This is a genomic window from Desmonostoc muscorum LEGE 12446, from assembly GCF_015207005.2.
GTDB lineage: Bacteria > Cyanobacteriota > Cyanobacteriia > Cyanobacteriales > Nostocaceae > Nostoc > Nostoc muscorum.
The window spans coordinates 2612425-2628316 of sequence record NZ_JADEXS020000001.1 but is presented as its reverse complement, the minus strand read 5'-3'; the positions used below and the strand labels follow the sequence as shown (position 1 = coordinate 2628316).

Annotated in this window: 10 protein-coding genes; 5 read left to right on the top strand and 5 right to left on the bottom strand. The window is 41.1% G+C overall.

All coding sequences use genetic code 11. The features are described from left to right. The first annotated feature begins 284 nt into the window (after positions 1-284). Positions 285-1349, top strand: a complete 1065-nt coding sequence (locus IQ276_RS11330) for an SGNH/GDSL hydrolase family protein (RefSeq protein ID WP_193921749.1) — start codon at positions 285-287, stop codon at positions 1347-1349. 56 nt (positions 1350-1405) lie between these two features. Here IQ276_RS11330 and larE read toward each other — a convergent pair whose 3' ends face one another. Together larE and hrmK are read right to left on the bottom strand one after the other, a co-directional pair. Continuing rightward, positions 1406-2236, bottom strand: coding sequence for an ATP-dependent sacrificial sulfur transferase LarE (gene larE / locus IQ276_RS11325; protein WP_190881359.1), 831 nt, complete (start codon positions 2234-2236; stop codon positions 1406-1408). Positions 2237-2467: 231 nt separating this feature from the next. Next, complete coding sequence (gene hrmK / locus IQ276_RS11320; RefSeq protein ID WP_193924551.1) at positions 2468-4294, bottom strand: hybrid histidine kinase/response regulator HrmK; 1827 nt, start codon at positions 4292-4294, stop codon at positions 2468-2470. A 184-nt stretch (positions 4295-4478) separates the two neighbouring features. Here hrmK and IQ276_RS11315 point away from each other — a divergent pair, with 184 nt between their 5' ends. Then, positions 4479-5345 carry a branched-chain amino acid ABC transporter permease gene (locus tag IQ276_RS11315; RefSeq protein WP_193924554.1) on the top strand — a complete coding sequence of 289 codons (867 nt, stop codon included), beginning with the start codon at positions 4479-4481 and terminating at the stop codon, positions 5343-5345. Between the two features lie 21 nt (positions 5346-5366). Here IQ276_RS11315 and IQ276_RS11310 read toward each other — a convergent pair whose 3' ends face one another. Further along, positions 5367-5504 carry a photosystem I protein PsaX gene (locus IQ276_RS11310; protein ID WP_190881362.1) on the bottom strand — a complete coding sequence of 46 codons (138 nt, stop codon included), beginning with the start codon at positions 5502-5504 and terminating at the stop codon, positions 5367-5369. Between the two features lie 245 nt (positions 5505-5749). Continuing rightward, complete coding sequence (gene lipA, locus IQ276_RS11305) at positions 5750-6670, bottom strand: lipoyl synthase (protein WP_193914409.1); 921 nt, start codon at positions 6668-6670, stop codon at positions 5750-5752. A gap of 308 nt (positions 6671-6978) precedes the next feature. Here lipA and IQ276_RS11300 point away from each other — a divergent pair, with 308 nt between their 5' ends. From IQ276_RS11300 to IQ276_RS11290, 3 genes are all read left to right on the top strand, one after another. Then, positions 6979-7641, top strand: coding sequence for a response regulator (locus IQ276_RS11300; RefSeq protein WP_193914411.1), 663 nt, complete (start codon positions 6979-6981; stop codon positions 7639-7641). 66 nt (positions 7642-7707) lie between these two features. Continuing rightward, complete coding sequence (locus IQ276_RS11295; RefSeq protein WP_171974086.1) at positions 7708-7854, top strand: hypothetical protein; 147 nt, start codon at positions 7708-7710, stop codon at positions 7852-7854. A 373-nt stretch (positions 7855-8227) separates the two neighbouring features. After that, positions 8228-14077: an ATP-binding sensor histidine kinase gene (locus IQ276_RS11290; RefSeq protein ID WP_235115590.1), complete on the top strand. Its 5850-nt coding sequence runs from the start codon at positions 8228-8230 to the stop codon at positions 14075-14077. A gap of 393 nt (positions 14078-14470) precedes the next feature. On the opposite strand, the gene IQ276_RS11285 is transcribed toward IQ276_RS11290, so the two are convergent. Continuing rightward, positions 14471-15862, bottom strand: coding sequence for a cytochrome P450 (locus IQ276_RS11285; protein ID WP_193914429.1), 1392 nt, complete (start codon positions 15860-15862; stop codon positions 14471-14473). Positions 15863-15892: the final 30 nt, after the last annotated feature.

Sequence of the window (15892 nt, the reverse complement as noted above, 5' to 3'; positions counted from 1 at the left end):
GGGAGCAACCACTTGCAATATTTGTCACAACTAACTCGTGGAAAGTGGTCTTTTGGTGAAAATAATCCTTTGAGTAAAAGTATTCTCACAAATCGCACTAATATACCACCGGGAAAACCCTACTTTAAAGAGATCGTAAATTGTCTAATATAATCTCGTGAACACGCTTTACAGAAATATACAGTGTAAATAAGAATATTAATTTAACCTAAGTAAAATTTTCCTGAATACAGGCGACTAATGCTGTCATAGGGAAAAGCAGTAAGTAGAGGAGAGACAAAGCGATGAGGGACCCTTATCTGTTGGCAGCAGGTTTGTTAACAGGATTGGCAATACCAGCATCGGCTCTTCCACATCTGTCGATAGTCCTGCCAGAAAATTCTAGATTCCTGTGGGATTTAAAACAGGGTTCTCAGACAATAGTCAGTACAAAAATTATTAACAATGTCGATCTTTCCTTACCAGAACTCAGTGGCCAAGCACTGCAACCCTTAGAAAGTTCCCAGACAATGCTAGATGAGCAAAACATCAAGAGCATTGATTTCTCATCACCAGAACTCAGTAGCCAGGGATTACCAGCTCCAACAGAATCATTACTTAACCCCAGCGCCCAAGCAGCTACTATTTCACTGACATCTGGCAATCAACTTTACTACCAAAGATTGGCAGCTCTGAAAACAGGTCAGATTTATACACGCGGGGATAGTGATAATTTGCAATCATTGTGGGAGTCAATCAAGAAGCGTCAACTAACTTATGAAGACTGGAAAAGTTTACTAGCTTTAGAAGCCAGAGCCATCGCCCAAGGTCAAGGTGCAAATCATCTGAGTATTTTAGTTGGTGATTCTTTGAGCATGTGGTTTCCTCGAGAAAAACTGCCTACTGGGAAATTATGGCTCAATCAAGGCATCTCTGGAGACACTTCCGCTGGCGTTTTGAGAAGATTGGGGGCATTTTCAGCAACCCGACCGGATGTAATTTACATTATGGCTGGGATTAACGACTTACGAAAAGGCGATACCGATCAAGCAATTTTGCGTAATTATCGCCGAATTGTCCGCCGCTTACGACAAACTCACCCCCAAGCTCAAATAATTGTCCAATCAATTTTGCCGACTCGTCTACCAAAACTTTCCAATAGCCGCATTCGTCACATTAACGCCCAACTAGCTCAAATTGCTAAACAAGAAGGCGCTAATTATCTCAATATCTATAGTTGGTTTACAGATATGGAAGGCAATATGCGCCCAGAGTTAACCACAGATGGCTTGCACCTGTCGCAAGAGGGGTATGATGTATGGCGATCGGCACTACAGCAGATAGAATACAAGCTTACTCAGCGTAAGTAAGAATTGAGCGATCGCTTCTCCCCAAGAGGCGATGCAAGTCTAGAAGCTAAAAAATCCTATAGTTTAACGCCCACGACTTCCGGATTTAAAACTTGATTCAACTTCCCGCTACGGTAACCTTCTAAATCCAAAGTTACGTAAATAAATCCAAAATCTTGAAATGCGTCAACTAATATTTGTAAATCAGTCTTTAAGACAAACTCTTTAATTTGTTCTGGTGGTAATTCAATACGTGCTGTATCGCCTTGGGATCGCACGCGCAAATTCTGCCAACCCAGCTTTCTTAAGAAAATTTCCGCTCTACCAACTCGTTGTAACTTAGCAACAGTAATTTCTTCACCATAAGGAAACCGGGAACTCAGACAAGGTTGAGCAGGTTTATCCCACCAAGGTAAACCCAGTTGTTGCGAAAGTTGCCGGACTTCAACTTTGGTAACACCAACTTCAGCTAAAGGCGATCGCGCACCTCTTTCTTTAGCCGCCTGAATTCCTGGGCGATAATCATGCAAATCATCAGCATTCACACCATCCACTACATAGGGATAACCCAACTGTAAAGCCAAAGGTTTGAGAGTATCGTGCAACTCACTTTTGCAAAAATAACAGCGGTTGACAGGGTTAGAAGTGTAATTGGGGTTTTCCATCTCGTGAGTTTGAACGATTTGATGAGGAATCCCAATAGTTGCAGCTTGAATTTTGGCGTCTTCCAACTCTTCTGGCAACAGCGAAGGAGAAACAGCAGTCACAGCCAAAGCGCGATCGCCCAACACATCATAAGCAATTTTGGCAACCAAAGTGCTATCAACGCCCCCAGAGTAGGCAATCAAAGCCTGCTCCATTTCTTGAAATAAAGCTCTTAATTGCTCAAATTTTTCTGTCAGCATCATTTATCAACCCTGCCAAAACCCTATATCACCAAACAAATCCTATTGTAGTCATTAGTTATGGGGCATGGGGCACAAGAGGCAGAGGGGCAGGGGGCAGGGGGCAAGGGGGAGAATGAAAAATTACTTCTTTCCCCCTGCTCCCTTCTCCCTGCTCCCCTGCTCCTTCTTCTCCCTCATCCCCCTCATCTCCCTCATCTCCCTCATCTCCCTCATCCCCCTACTCCCTACTCCCTACTCCCCATCAATCGGTTTACTATACTTAGCCACCAGACGGGCTAAAAGCGGTAAATCAATCGGTTTAGAAATATAATCATTTACTCCAGCTGCTAGACAAGTTTCGCGATCGCCTTTCATCGCCATTGCTGTTTGGGCAATCACTGGAATATTCTGATACTGGGGATTTTCTCGTAGTTCCTGCACCAACTTCAGACCATTTCCATCTGGCAGGTAAACATCCATTAAAATTACTGCTGGCTCTAGCTGTCTTAAAGCTTCCCACATTTTTGCAGCGCTCTTGACCCAAGTCACCTGATATCCCAATTTAGATAGATAAATTTGCATCAAATCACCGTTGGGTAAGTCATTTTCTACCAGCAATATCTGAGAAGACGAACTAGGAGTCACAACCAAATCAGATAAAAAACAATTTGCTTCCCCTGCTTCCCCTGCTCCCCCTGCTTCCTGTGCTACCTTCACGGGAAGCACCAGCGTAAAACGGGAGCCATGATTTATTTCAGATTCCACTTTCACGGAACCACCGTGAATTTCGGCGAGTTTGCGAGTCACTGCTAAACCCAAACCAGTACCTTCAATACCAGCTACAGCATTGGCAATTTGGAAATAGGGATCAAACAGTTGAGCTTGGTCTTCTTGGGATATACCAGCGCCAGTATCCCAAACTGTAAAATGCACAAATAAACCTTGACAAGCAACCTGTAAGCCAACATTGCCTTTGCTGGTGAACTTTAAAGCGTTGAAGAGTAAATTCAACAGCATTTGCTTGAGTCGTAAGGAGTCGGCTACTAGGGTTGTGATATCAGGGTCGAGTTCCAGGACTAGTTTCAAACCTTTATTAGCGGCTTTCTCCTTCACCAGTGCAAAAACATTGCTACACAGCAGTGGTATATCTACTGTTTCCCACTGTACTTCTAGCTGATTAGCTTCAATTTTAGAGAGATCTAAAATATCATTAATCAGAGCTAGCAAGTGCTTGCCGCTAGACTGAATGATATTTAAATACTCTTGCTGACGTTCTCTACTGGGTTCGTAGCCTTGAGCTAACAGCAAGTGTGTAAACCCAATAATCGAACTCAGCGGTGTGCGAATTTCATGACTGGTGTTTGCTAAAAACTGATTTTTAAGTTGATTAGTACGCTCTAGTTCTTGATTAGAGCTACTTAACTTTTCATACCGCTGCTGCCAAGATAGTACGTGCCTGAGTTGGATCAAAGCTGTAGTACACTGCTTAGCAGACCTGGCCATCAATTGGGATGTGAGCTGAGCTTGCGATCCTATGAATGGCTCAGAATCAGACCCTAGCGATGCCGTGGCAATAACTAGCCAGCCAATGACGCCGCCAAAATCATCAGCTAACCGCCAAGCATTCGGTGTTTGTTGATTCTCAAGCTGCTGCAAATCTTTGAGTTCTATAGTCTGTTCCAATGTCAACGGCAGTTTTTTCGCCGGTGTCAGTGTCACTTCCAACAGTGGAGATTGTGAGCCGGAAAATGGGGAACGAGAAACATAGCAAACTTTGGCAAATGTTTTGTGTGGCTCAAGCAGAGCGACGCCTACGGCAAATTGGACGAACGCTAGATGACTGGTGTCCACAGCAGTGTTAATTTCATTGACCACAGTTTGAAAAATTTCTGCTTCTGCGGCTAGTGGCTGTGAGACAGTATTACAAGCAGAAAGCAGGAAATCATTAAGGCGACTTTGCAACTGGTTTAAGCTTTTCTCCAGCCACAAGTCGGCGCGAAGTTGCTGAATTGTTGTCAAAAGTTTTGGCGTTGCATCTATCTGTGAGTTCTGTTCTGGTAAGCTTGAATACTGCTGCATGGTCAACTAGACCGCTGAACAAGTTTAGCTTCGCATAAAAATCCGAATAGGATTTTATGTATGTGGGCGGGCAATCCTTTTTTATTTATAAACCATAACTTATGGTGTCGGGTTTAGCACCTAAACCACAAAAAAATATTGTATGAAGGACTGATTTAAAAATTTTTCTGGCAACTTCAGACTTATGGATACACAATTCGCCCAACTCATCGTCAATGGAATTGCAGTGGGGAGCATTATTGCTCTAGCCGCAGTTGGACTCACACTTACCTATGGAATTTTACGTCTATCTAATTTTGCTCATGGTGACTTTCTGACTTTAGGAGCCTATCTCACTTGGCTGATCAACACTATTGGAGTAAATATTTGGCTGTCAATGATCCTCGCAGCAGGAGGAACGGTAGCAACAATGTTGTTATCAGAAAAGTTACTCTGGTCAAGGATGCGCTCTATTCGTGCTACCTCCACCACGCTGATTATTATTTCTATCGGACTTGCTTTATTTCTTCGCAATGGAATTATTTTTATCTGGGGTGGCAAAAATCAAAATTACGATTTACCTGTTACCCCGGCTTTAGACATCTTCGGCTTGAAGGTGCCGCAAAATCAATTATTGGTATTGGGGTTGGCGGTGCTAGCAATTTTGGGGCTGCACTATCTCCTGCAAAACACCAAAATTGGTAAAGCCATGCGAGCAGTTGCTGACGATCTCGACTTAGCCAGGGTTTCCGGTATCAATGTTGACCGAGTAATTTTCTGGACTTGGTTAATTGCTGGTACTCTTACATCCTTGGGCGGCAGTATGTACGGGTTGATTACAGCCGTGCGCCCGAATATGGGATGGTTTTTAATTTTACCATTATTTGCCTCAGTGATTTTGGGAGGAATTGGCAACCCCTACGGTGCGATCGCCGCAGCTTTTATCATTGGCATTGTCCAAGAAGTCAGCACTCCTTGGCTCGGTTCTCAATATAAACAAGGCGTGGCACTGTTGATTATGATTTTGGTGCTACTCATTCGTCCTAAAGGTTTATTTAAAGGCACGATTTGAGTAGCACCGTTCCACTTCTAACTATTCAATAATGTGGAAATAATAAGCTGCTACCAAGAAATTGATAGCTAACAAGAACAGTGCCCAGCCTGTGCGAAAGGCGTAGGGAGGTTTAGCTCCACTGTCGGCAACTGCGGAATTCTTAGCTTTAGCAGTCATAATGCGGTTCTCCTAATGTCAGGACTTTTTAAGAAATACCAAATTATGTGTACCAATCCCCCAAATTCTTTAGAAATATTTGAAGTTGGGGAATGGGGAGTGGGGACTGGGAACTGGGGACTGGGGACTGGGGACTGGGAACTGGGAACTGGGGCATTGGTTATTAATTCTTATCCCCCACTCCCTCATCTCCCTCATCTCCCTCATCCCCCTCATCCCCTTCATCCCCCTCATCCCCACACTCCCTACTCCCCACTCTCCACTCCCTCTTCTCCCGCATGATAGGAACTACGAACCAGAGGCCCGGAACGGACGTGGCTGAATCCCATTTTCCATGCCAAGGAGCCGAGTTGATCGAATTCTTCTGGAGTCCAATATTTTTGGACTGGTAAATGCTCTAAAGAGGGACGCATATACTGGCCGATAGTCAAGCGATCGCACCCCACAGCCCTTAAATCGGCCATTGCTTGCACGACTTCATCGGTCGTTTCTCCGTGTCCCAGCATCAAACCTGATTTGGTGGGAATTGTCGAATCCATTTCTTTGACCATAGCTAGCACTCGTAGTGAGCGATCGTACTTGGCTCCCCGGCGCACTGGCCCGGTTAACCGTTGCACTGTCTCAATGTTGTGGTTGAAACAAGCTGGTTTAGCTTCGACAATCATCGCTATCCGCTGGCGTTGACCCGACTCCCCACTCCCCGCACCACCCCAAAAATCTGGCGTCAGCACTTCAATTTGAGTTTCTGGGTTGAATTGGCGGATAGTGGCCATTGTCTTCACAAAATGCCCAGCGCCTTGATCGGGCAAATCATCACGGGCTACAGAAGTCAACACCACATAATGTAATCCTAACAGCTGCACCGCCTCGGCTACCTTTTGTGGTTCCTCTAAATCAATAGGCATTGGTGCATGACCTTTATCTACTTGACAGAAAGCACAAGAGCGTGTGCAAGTAGGCCCCATCAATAAAAAAGTTGCGGTTTTTTGGGCGTAGCACTCTCCCCGGTTGGGACAACGCCCTTCTTCGCAAATTGTGTGAATTTGGCGCTGTTTAATAATGCGTTGTACGGTAGAGATTTCGCTGGCTTTGCCAATGGGGCGACGTAACCAGCTAGGCATTGCCATAATTTCAGACTTGAGTTCGGCTTCTTGTGACGAAATCATCTAAAAATCTCCGGGAGTGTCGAAACGGCGTATCTTCGTAAAATGCGGATGTGCAGTCACGTGGAAAAAAACTCTTTGTGTGCCCCTGTCCGTGATGCCCTAGATCAAGGCTAAAGCTTTAAATATCACAATGACACAAATTTAAAAGAAGACAAGCAAAAGTTTTGCAAAACACGTCTAGTAGTGTCATTTATACCGAAATATACTATCCCCCAATTCATAGATATTTTGTATATAGTGGGAGAATTCTCAAGGACAATCGGCAAAGCCCCTATTTACACTTAAAGTTTCTGTTAGAGCGAACAGTCGTGGCAAGCAATAAAATTTTAGTTATCGATGACACTACAGTTGTCAGGGTAAAAGTACGAGAAATGTTGCCTCCAGGCAATTTTGAGGTACTGGAAGCAAAAGACGGTTTGGAAGGACTAAATTTCATCCTTCAGGAAAAACTCAGCCTAATTATGCTGGATTTCCTGTTGCCTAAAATGAGTGGCTGGGAAGTTTTCCAGCAAGTTCAAGCCCACCCAGAGTTAAGGAAAATTCCTTTGGTGATCATGTCTGGTCGCAAAGAGGAGGTGACTGAAAAAATCCCAGAACCATTTGAATATTTTGAATTTCTGGGCAAGCCTTTTGATCAAAAGCAACTAATTGGCGCAATTAAGTTAGCTATGACAAAAGCGAAACAGCCACGCCCAGAACTAGTTGCAGTGGGAGCAGCAGCCGCTAAAAATGGTACTGTCACAACCTCTAGTGTCACCAGTGCTACGGTAGCTACTTCTAGTGAGACAAATAGCATAGCAACAACCCCACCTCCCGCAAATACTACAATACCAACCTCTACTTCCCCAGGAGTCTCCCAGGCAGAAATTGAGGCGTTGAACGATAAAATTGCGAAAATGCAAGCAGAAATAGAGGGCTTGAAGAAGCAGCTGACTCAGGTTGTGACTTTTATTAAACAAAAAATAAAATAAGCTAAAACACATTTAAATTGCATAACTACTTCATCTTACTGTCCTTGGTCATTGGTCAAAGGACAAATGACTAAGGACAAACGACAGTCTTCAAGAGAATACGCAAGTTGGACACAAATTAGCTTAGAATTGGCGATCGCTATTATCCTCTGCACCTTCAATTACGAATTAATAATTACTAATTACTTGGTCAGGGTGGGAGGATATTATTAACCTCAGTTGCTAGTCTAGTAAAGCATCCCTAGACCTATTAAGCCTGCCAAAATTTACTCTTTAACTCAAGAGTATGGCAGGTTTTTTTTATTTAAATGATGAAAATTTTAGAGCAATACTGATAGTTAATCACCAAAAAAACAGTAATTAAAAATATAAACTACATATATTAGCTATTAATATAGCTGTAAAATTTAACCATTTTATCCTAAAAATAAAATTTTGAAAATCAGAAAGTTATAGATAAAATACTAAATTTAAATTTGTATTTATAAATACAAAGAAAACAATAATTTTTACTATTTTTTGATAACGATAGTCAGAACACGGGAATACTAAGCCATAGAAACAAAAATTATGAGCATAGGTTGCAATGTCAGTAGTACTAGATACACTATATGCGTTTCCTGGCTATCGCATCACTGAGCAAATTTACTCAGGCAGTAAAACCTTAGTTTATCGCGGTATTAGGGAACAAGACCAAAAATTAGTCGTCCTCAAATTGATGCGAAATGAATATCCTACATTTGGAGAAATTGCCCAGTTTCGCAATCAATATATCATCACTAAAAACCTTAACCTTCCTGGTATCGTCAAACCGTACAGTTTAGATAATTACCGTAACAGCTACATCCTAGTGATGGAAGATTTTGGTGGTATTTCCCTGCAAAAATGGCTACTGGACTACAAGGAAAAAAAAGAAAATAAGATTTCGCTAAACGAATTTTTTGACATTGCTATTAAAACTGCTTCTATCCTTGAAGGACTGCACCGCGATCGCATTATTCATAAAGATATTAAACCTGCCAATATTCTGATTAACCCAACCACCGATGAGATAAAAATCATCGACTTTAGTATTGCGACACTCCTGCCCAGAGAAATTCAATTTCTCACAAATCCCAACGTTTTAGAAGGCACTCTGGCTTATATTTCCCCAGAACAAACTGGCAGGATGAACCGAGGTATTGACTACCGCACCGATTTTTATTCTCTTGGTGTCACCTTCTTTGAACTCCTCACCGGACAGTTACCCTTCACCAGTAAAGATCCGATGGAGTTAGTTTACTCTCACATTGCCAAACAACCGCTAAAAGCCAGCCGGATAAACTCCGATATTCCCGCAATTGTGTCTGATATTATCAGCAAGCTGATGGCCAAAAATGCCGAAGACCGCTATCAAAGTGTCTTGGGGTTAAAGCATGATTTGGAAGTGTGTCAAAGGCAGTGGCAAGAGACAGGAAATATTGCAGCTTTTAAATTAGGCGATCGCGACATCTCAGACCGTTTTGTAATCCCCGAAAAACTCTATGGTCGGCAACATGAAGTTGAAACCCTACTCGCTGCCTTTGAGCGAGTTGCTAATCCCCTTGAATCTCATGCCAGATCCTATTCTGGTGGTTCTGCGTTGGTGCAGCCTCCCGTAGGAAAGGAGTACAAGTCAACAGAACTGACACCACTTGTTTTGGGCTACGAAACTCCTTCAACCCAGTGGCTCCCCAAGGCAGTGTGTCCCCCTAGCCAGGTGGGAGTCACAGGCGTAGAAATGATATTAGTCGCGGGTTTCTCTGGTATTGGCAAAACTGCTGTAGTCAACGAAGTCCACAAACCCATCGTCCGTCAGCGGAGTTATTTCATAAAAGGAAAATTCGATCAGTTTCAACGTGACATTCCTTTATCAGGATTGGTGCAAGCTTTTCGAGACTTAATCGGGCAATTACTCTCAGAAACTGATGCTCAAATTCAACAATGGAAAGCCAAAATTTTCCGAGAATTGGGTACACAAACTCAGGTAATTATTGATGTAATTCCTGAACTCGAACAGATTATTGGCAAGCAACCTCCCGTAACAGAACTCTCTGGCAGTGCAGCCCAAAATCGGTTTAATTTATTGTTCCAGAAATTCATTCAAATCTTCACTACTAAAGAACATCCTCTGGTTATTTTTCTCGATGATTTACAATGGGCAGATACAGCTTCTTTAAGATTAATTCAGTTGTTAATGTGTGAAAGTAGCCTGTCTAATATTTCAGAAGAAACGGAACAAATAGGTGAAATCAAAAGAGGTTTATTATTAATTGGTTCCTATCGAGATAATGAAGTTTCAAAAGCACATCCGCTTTATTTAACATTACAAGAAATTGAACAAGCTGGAGCAAGTGTTAGTACTATTACCCTAGCACCTTTAAATCAGGGTGATTTAAATCATTTAATTGCTGATACCCTTCATTGTCCGGAATTAGTTGCTGTTCCTCTGACTCAAATGGTATTTGCCAAAACTAAAGGTAACCCGTTCTTTTCCATTCAATTCCTCAAGTCTTTATACGATGAAGGACTAATTTTATTAAATTTTGATGTTGGTTATTGGCAGTATGATATTTATAAAATCAAAGAATTAGCTCTCACAGATGATGTCGTAGAATTTATCGCAATTCAAATAGAAAAGTTGCCAATAAACACCCAAACAGTACTAAAACTTGCTGCTTGTATTGGTAATCAATTTGACTTAAAAAGTTTGGCGATCGTACATGAGAAATCTGTAGTAGATACAGCATCAGACTTGTGGCAAGCATTACTTGATGGACTAATCTTACCACAGAGTGAAATTTACAACATTTTTACAGCAGAGAATAGTAATCAAGAGCTAATTGTTCAGGGGATAGAATCTACACAATTTGCAAGTCTGAATTTACAAATACCTAAATATAAATTCGTACATGACCGGGTACAGCAAGCCGCTTATTCTTTAATTCCCGAAGAACAAAAAAAGCCAATTCATTTGAAAATTGGGCTACTGTTATTGAGCAATATTCCAGTTGCAGAACAAGAAGAAAGAATTTTTGAGCTTGTCAATCAGTTTAATATCGCAGTGGAATTCATCTCTCATCAAGCTAAACGAGATGAACTAGCCCAGATGAATCTAATTGCTGGACGTAAAGCTTTAGCATCAACAGCTTATCCAGCTGCGGTTAAATATTTAACTACAGGCATCCAACTATTGGCAGGTGATAGCTGGGAGACGAAACATGATCTCACCCTGGCTTTATATGAAACTGCCACAGAGGCAGCATATTTAGCTGGCAACTTTGAACAGATGGAGCAATTAGCAGAGGTAGTGTTGGTACGTAAACCACTGCTAGAAAAAGTAAAAGTTTATGAAGTTAAAATTCAAGCTTATGGAGCGCAGAACCAAGCACTGGAGGCCGTAAATACTGCACTCACCTTTTTGAAGCTTTTGGGAGTGGAGTTTCCTGAACACCCAAGCAATTCTGATATTCAGTTAGCAATGGCAGAATTAACATCAAATCTGAATGGAAGACACATTAAAGATTTAATTGATCTGCCAGAGATGAGTGAAGCCTTACATATGGCAACTATGCGTATCCTATCAACTGGAGCCTCTGTTGCTTATGCAGTGACTCCTGAACTGTTTTTGCTGATTACTCTTAAACAAATTAATTTATCACTCCAACATGGTAATACTCCTCTATCTGCCTATGCCTACGTTAATTACGGGTTAATACTCACTGGAGTAGTGGGAGATATTGAGTCTGGTTATCAATTTGGCAAACTGGCCGCAAGTTTGGTGGATAAGCTTAATGCCAAACAAGTTAAAGCTAAGATTCTGCTGATATTTAACACAGCTATTTGGCATTGGAAAAAACATACTAGGGAAATATTAAAACCTTTAATGGAGGGTTACTATGTTGGACTCGAAACAGGAGATTTAGAATTTGCTGCTTATTGTCTTAACGCTTATTGCTACTCTGCATATTTCATTGGTAGAGAACTGACAGGACTAGAACGGGAGATGGCAAATTACAGCAATGCTATCAAACAAATGAAGCAAGAAACAGTATTTAACTGGAGTACTATCTATCGGCAGAGTATGTTGAATTTACTAGGTTCTGTAGCAAATCCTTGTAGTTTAATTGGTGAAGTTTACAATGAAATGCTGCGGCTTCATGTAGAAGCCAATGATGGAACAGGAATTTTCTATTTATATGTTACAAAAATACATCTGTATTTCCTATTTCAAGAGTTCTATCAAGCGATTGAAAATGCCAACCTAGCAGAAAAATATTTACATGGTGGAACAGGACAACTAGTGACTCCTCTTTTTTATTTTTATGATTCACTAGCACGACTAGCTGTATACCCTGATGCATCTTGTCTTGAGCAAAAGTGCATTCTGGATAAGGTTCAAGGGAATCAGGAAAAAATGAAACATTGGGCAGCTCATGCTCCGATGAATTATTTACACAAATATTATCTTGTAGAAGCTGAACGGTATCGGATTGGCTCTCAATATCTCGAAGCAATAGAATTCTACGATCGCGCTATTTCCCTAGCCAAAGAACATGAGTACATTCATGAAGAAGCCCTCGCTCAAGAACTTACAGCAAAATTCTATCTAGAATGGGGTAAACATAAGATTGCCCAAACCTACCTAACAGATGCTTACTATAGTTATGCTCGCTGGGGAGCGCTAGCCAAAGTTGACGATTTGGTAAAACGCTATCCCCTATTACTAGCTGCTGTATTTCAGCAACAAAAACTAAAACTGAATATCCATTCTAGTCAAGAAAGTACTTCTTTAAATAACATATCTCTATCTACTTTGAGTAATCAACAAACTGTGATTGGCTCAAAGACAAGTATTTCTGATTCTCTAGATTTAGCCACATTTATGAAAGCATCTCAAGCACTGTCTGGGGAAATTGAGCTTGAACGACTGCTTTCTACTTTAATGGAAGTTGTTATAGAAAATGCAGGAGCTTCTAAATGCGCTTTGATTTTAAGTGAAGATGATAGCTTACAATTAACTGTTACGGCAGTTTGTTCAAATTCAAATTTTGAACATACATGTACAGATTTTCCAGCAATTTCTCTAGAATCAAGTTACGACGTTCCCATTACTTTGATTAACTATGTTAAACGTTCCAGAGAAATCTTAGTTATTGATGACGCAATAGCCGCTTCTTTTTTAGCAGCTGATAGCTATATTATCTGTGAAGAACCTAAGAGTTTATTGTCTATACCTATTATCAATCAAGGTCAATTGATTGGTATTCTTTATCTAGAAAATAATTTAACGACAGGAGCATTTACACGCGATCGCGTAGAAGTTCTGAAACTCCTCACTACCCAAGCAGCAATATCACTAAAGAATGCTATCCTCTACAAAAATTTGGCACAAGCTAAAGAAAGCTTAGAAAAATATAACCATACTCTAGAGCAAAAAGTCCAAGAAAGAACGCAAGCACTAAACGATAAAAATGAAATATTACAACAGGCTATACAGGAATTAAAACACACTCAAATTCAATTAATTCAAAGTGAAAAAATGTCTTCACTAGGGCAAATGGTAGCGGGAATTGCCCATGAAATTAATAATCCCATTAATTTTATTCATGGAAATATTTCTCATGCTAGCGAGTATGTGCATGATTTGCTGGAGTTGATAGCTGTTTATCGGCAAGAATATCCTGATTCTTCGTCTGCAATTGAGAATAAATCTGAGGAAATCGACATTGATTTTTTAGCAGAAGACTTGCCAAAAACTCTAGATTCAATGAAAATCGGAAGTTCACGTATCCGCAATATTGTTTTGGGCTTACGTAACTTTTCCCGCCTGGATGAATCTGAGATGAAGCCTGTAGATATTCATGAAGGAATAGATAACACCTTGATGATTTTGCAGCATCGGCTTAAAGAGAAGAACGATCACCAGGAAATTCAAATCATCAAAGAATACGGAAATATCCCAGAAGTTACTTGTTACGCAGGTCAACTTAATCAAGTGTTTATGAATATCTTAAGTAATGCGATCGATATTTTGGAAGAGTCATTTGTCATTGGTCATCAGTCATTCGTAAATCACCAACAGAGAAATTCCACCAGAGATTTGCCACCATCAGAAGGTAAAGAAAAAATAAAAAATTTTTCCGGAAAAATTCGTATATTTACTCAATTAACAGATTCTAATAGCGTGATGATTCGGATTGCTGATAACGGTTCTGGTATGACAGAAGCCGTGCGGCAGAAAATTTTTGACCCATTTTTTACCACCAAGTCAGTAGGAAGTGGTACGGGTTTAGGGTTGTCGATTAGCTATCAGATTATCGTGGATAAACACAAGGGTAATTTAACCTGTAATTCCACACTAGGAGAAGGAACTGAGTTCGTGATTGAGATACCGATGCAACAGTCAAGGATCTAGACTAATACCAGTTTTTTCAAGAAACACGGCGAGTGGGGAATAGGGACTAGGGCAAGAAAGTGTTTGTTTGATTTGTAGCGGGTGGTGCGGCGTCAGTCAGTCGATCTTAAGATTCAATTTTTAAGAACCCAGTTTGTTAGGAAAACTGGGTTTCTAAGACCGATGAAAACAACTTTGACAAGTTACTATATAGTGGTCTATCGCATTAATTTTGATGGGCTGCAAGATCACCGACTTCTTCAATAAGTCTGGTATTTGACCACCGCTAACACCTCAAAACTAATGCGATGAACCAATAGTAGTCTGTCCCATTAATTTTGATGGCTTTAAAATCCTCTGCGTAAGAATGTCTCCGTGTCTGTTTCAACTCCTCAGAACTAATGCCATAGACCATTAAAATATTGGCGTCGTTGTCATCTTCGCTAAAGACTCTGGACGCACACGCCGCCCTGTAATTACCATCTTGATTCCAGTAGCAGGTGCTAGGGTAAAACCTCGGCGCTCAACTCGCTCAGGTTGCTGATTAACTAGCGCCAACTCATAGAGTGAGAGGATGGTTGCCAATACTAGTTTCATTTGAAATGAGGCCAAAGCCTCACCCATACAACGACGGACACCGCCACCAAAAGGCAGAAATTCATAAGGAGAAAATTGGCGTTCTATAAAGCGCTCTGGTCGAAACTCCTTAGGTTGGGGATATAAATCTTCACGCTGATGAGCCAGATAAATACTCGGAAGCAGTACAGTTCCAGGCTCTAAAGGATGTCCCAGTAGTTCTACAGGTTCTTGCACTACTCTAGGGAAAGAGAACATTATCGGGGGATAAATTCGCAAGGTTTCATTACAAACAGCTGTGAGATATGGGAGTCGGACAATGCTCATGGGATCTGGAGAATCACCAAGAGTGTCCAATTCCTCAACTAGCTTTTCACAGACTAGCGGGTTTTGGTGAATCCAATACAATCCCCAAGCGATCGCTGTTGCTGTAGTTTCATATCCAGCAAGCATTAGGGTCATCAACTGATCGCGCAACTCTTGATCTGTCATCGATTCACCAGCGTCATCTCTTGCGGACATCAGCATGGATAAGATATCGATGCGTTCTGAATCAGGTTGCTCTCTGCGTTCAGCAATTTCAGCATAGAGCAATTCATCAATTTGTTGGCGATCGCGCAAGAATTTTCCCCAAGTACTCCAAGCTCCTAAATCCTTTTGCAAGAATGATAAAAAGAATAAACTACAAGTAAAAGGCGATCGAAAAAGATCCAACATCTGCGGCAATAGATGCTTAAGTTTTTGAAGTTTTTCTCCCTCATGCAAACCCAAGACAACTTTTAAAATAACTTGTAGAGATATCTCCTGTGTTAAATTACGGGCCAAGAAGGGTTGATTTAGTGGTGACTGACTAAAAACTTTTGTACAAAGGGTACAGATCAGTTGACCATAGGTTCGCATTCGCTCTCGATGAAAAGCAGGCATCACAAGTTGTCGCTGTTGTTTGTGACGAATACCCTCCAGCAAAGAAACTGAATATTGCCCTACCAAGGGTTCCACAATTCTATTCGCATCACCAACGGCTACAAACTTCTTTCTATCGTTAGTTAAAATTTCCTGGATTGCCTGGGGATGGTTCACAAATACTACGGTATCCCCAAACCCAACTATTTTAGCAGTGAAAATGCCAGGATATTGCTGAGCCGCTTTTTCCATAAATCTAACAGGATCAACAACCCATTGAAGCTTTTGGATAAAAGGATGAGTTTTGAGAATATTTGGTAGTTGAATCTGTTTTTTCATTTGAAAATTATGCTCAGA

Bases quoted from the DNA above. Each gene is read 5' to 3' on its own strand.
- IQ276_RS11330 (WP_193921749.1), top strand. From the start codon at position 285: ATGAGGGACCCTTATCTGTTGGCAGCAGGTTTGTTAACAGGATTGGCA.
- larE (WP_190881359.1), bottom strand. From the start codon at position 2,236: ATGATGCTGACAGAAAAATTTGAGCAATTAAGAGCTTTATTTCAAGAA.
- hrmK (WP_193924551.1), bottom strand. From the start codon at position 4,294: ATGCAGCAGTATTCAAGCTTACCAGAACAGAACTCACAGATAGATGCA.
- IQ276_RS11315 (WP_193924554.1), top strand. From the start codon at position 4,479: ATGGATACACAATTCGCCCAACTCATCGTCAATGGAATTGCAGTGGGG.
- IQ276_RS11310 (WP_190881362.1), bottom strand. From the start codon at position 5,504: ATGACTGCTAAAGCTAAGAATTCCGCAGTTGCCGACAGTGGAGCTAAA.
- lipA (WP_193914409.1), bottom strand. From the start codon at position 6,670: ATGATTTCGTCACAAGAAGCCGAACTCAAGTCTGAAATTATGGCAATG.
- IQ276_RS11295 (WP_171974086.1), top strand. From the start codon at position 7,708: ATGACTAAGGACAAACGACAGTCTTCAAGAGAATACGCAAGTTGGACA.
- IQ276_RS11290 (WP_235115590.1), top strand. From the start codon at position 8,228: ATGTCAGTAGTACTAGATACACTATATGCGTTTCCTGGCTATCGCATC.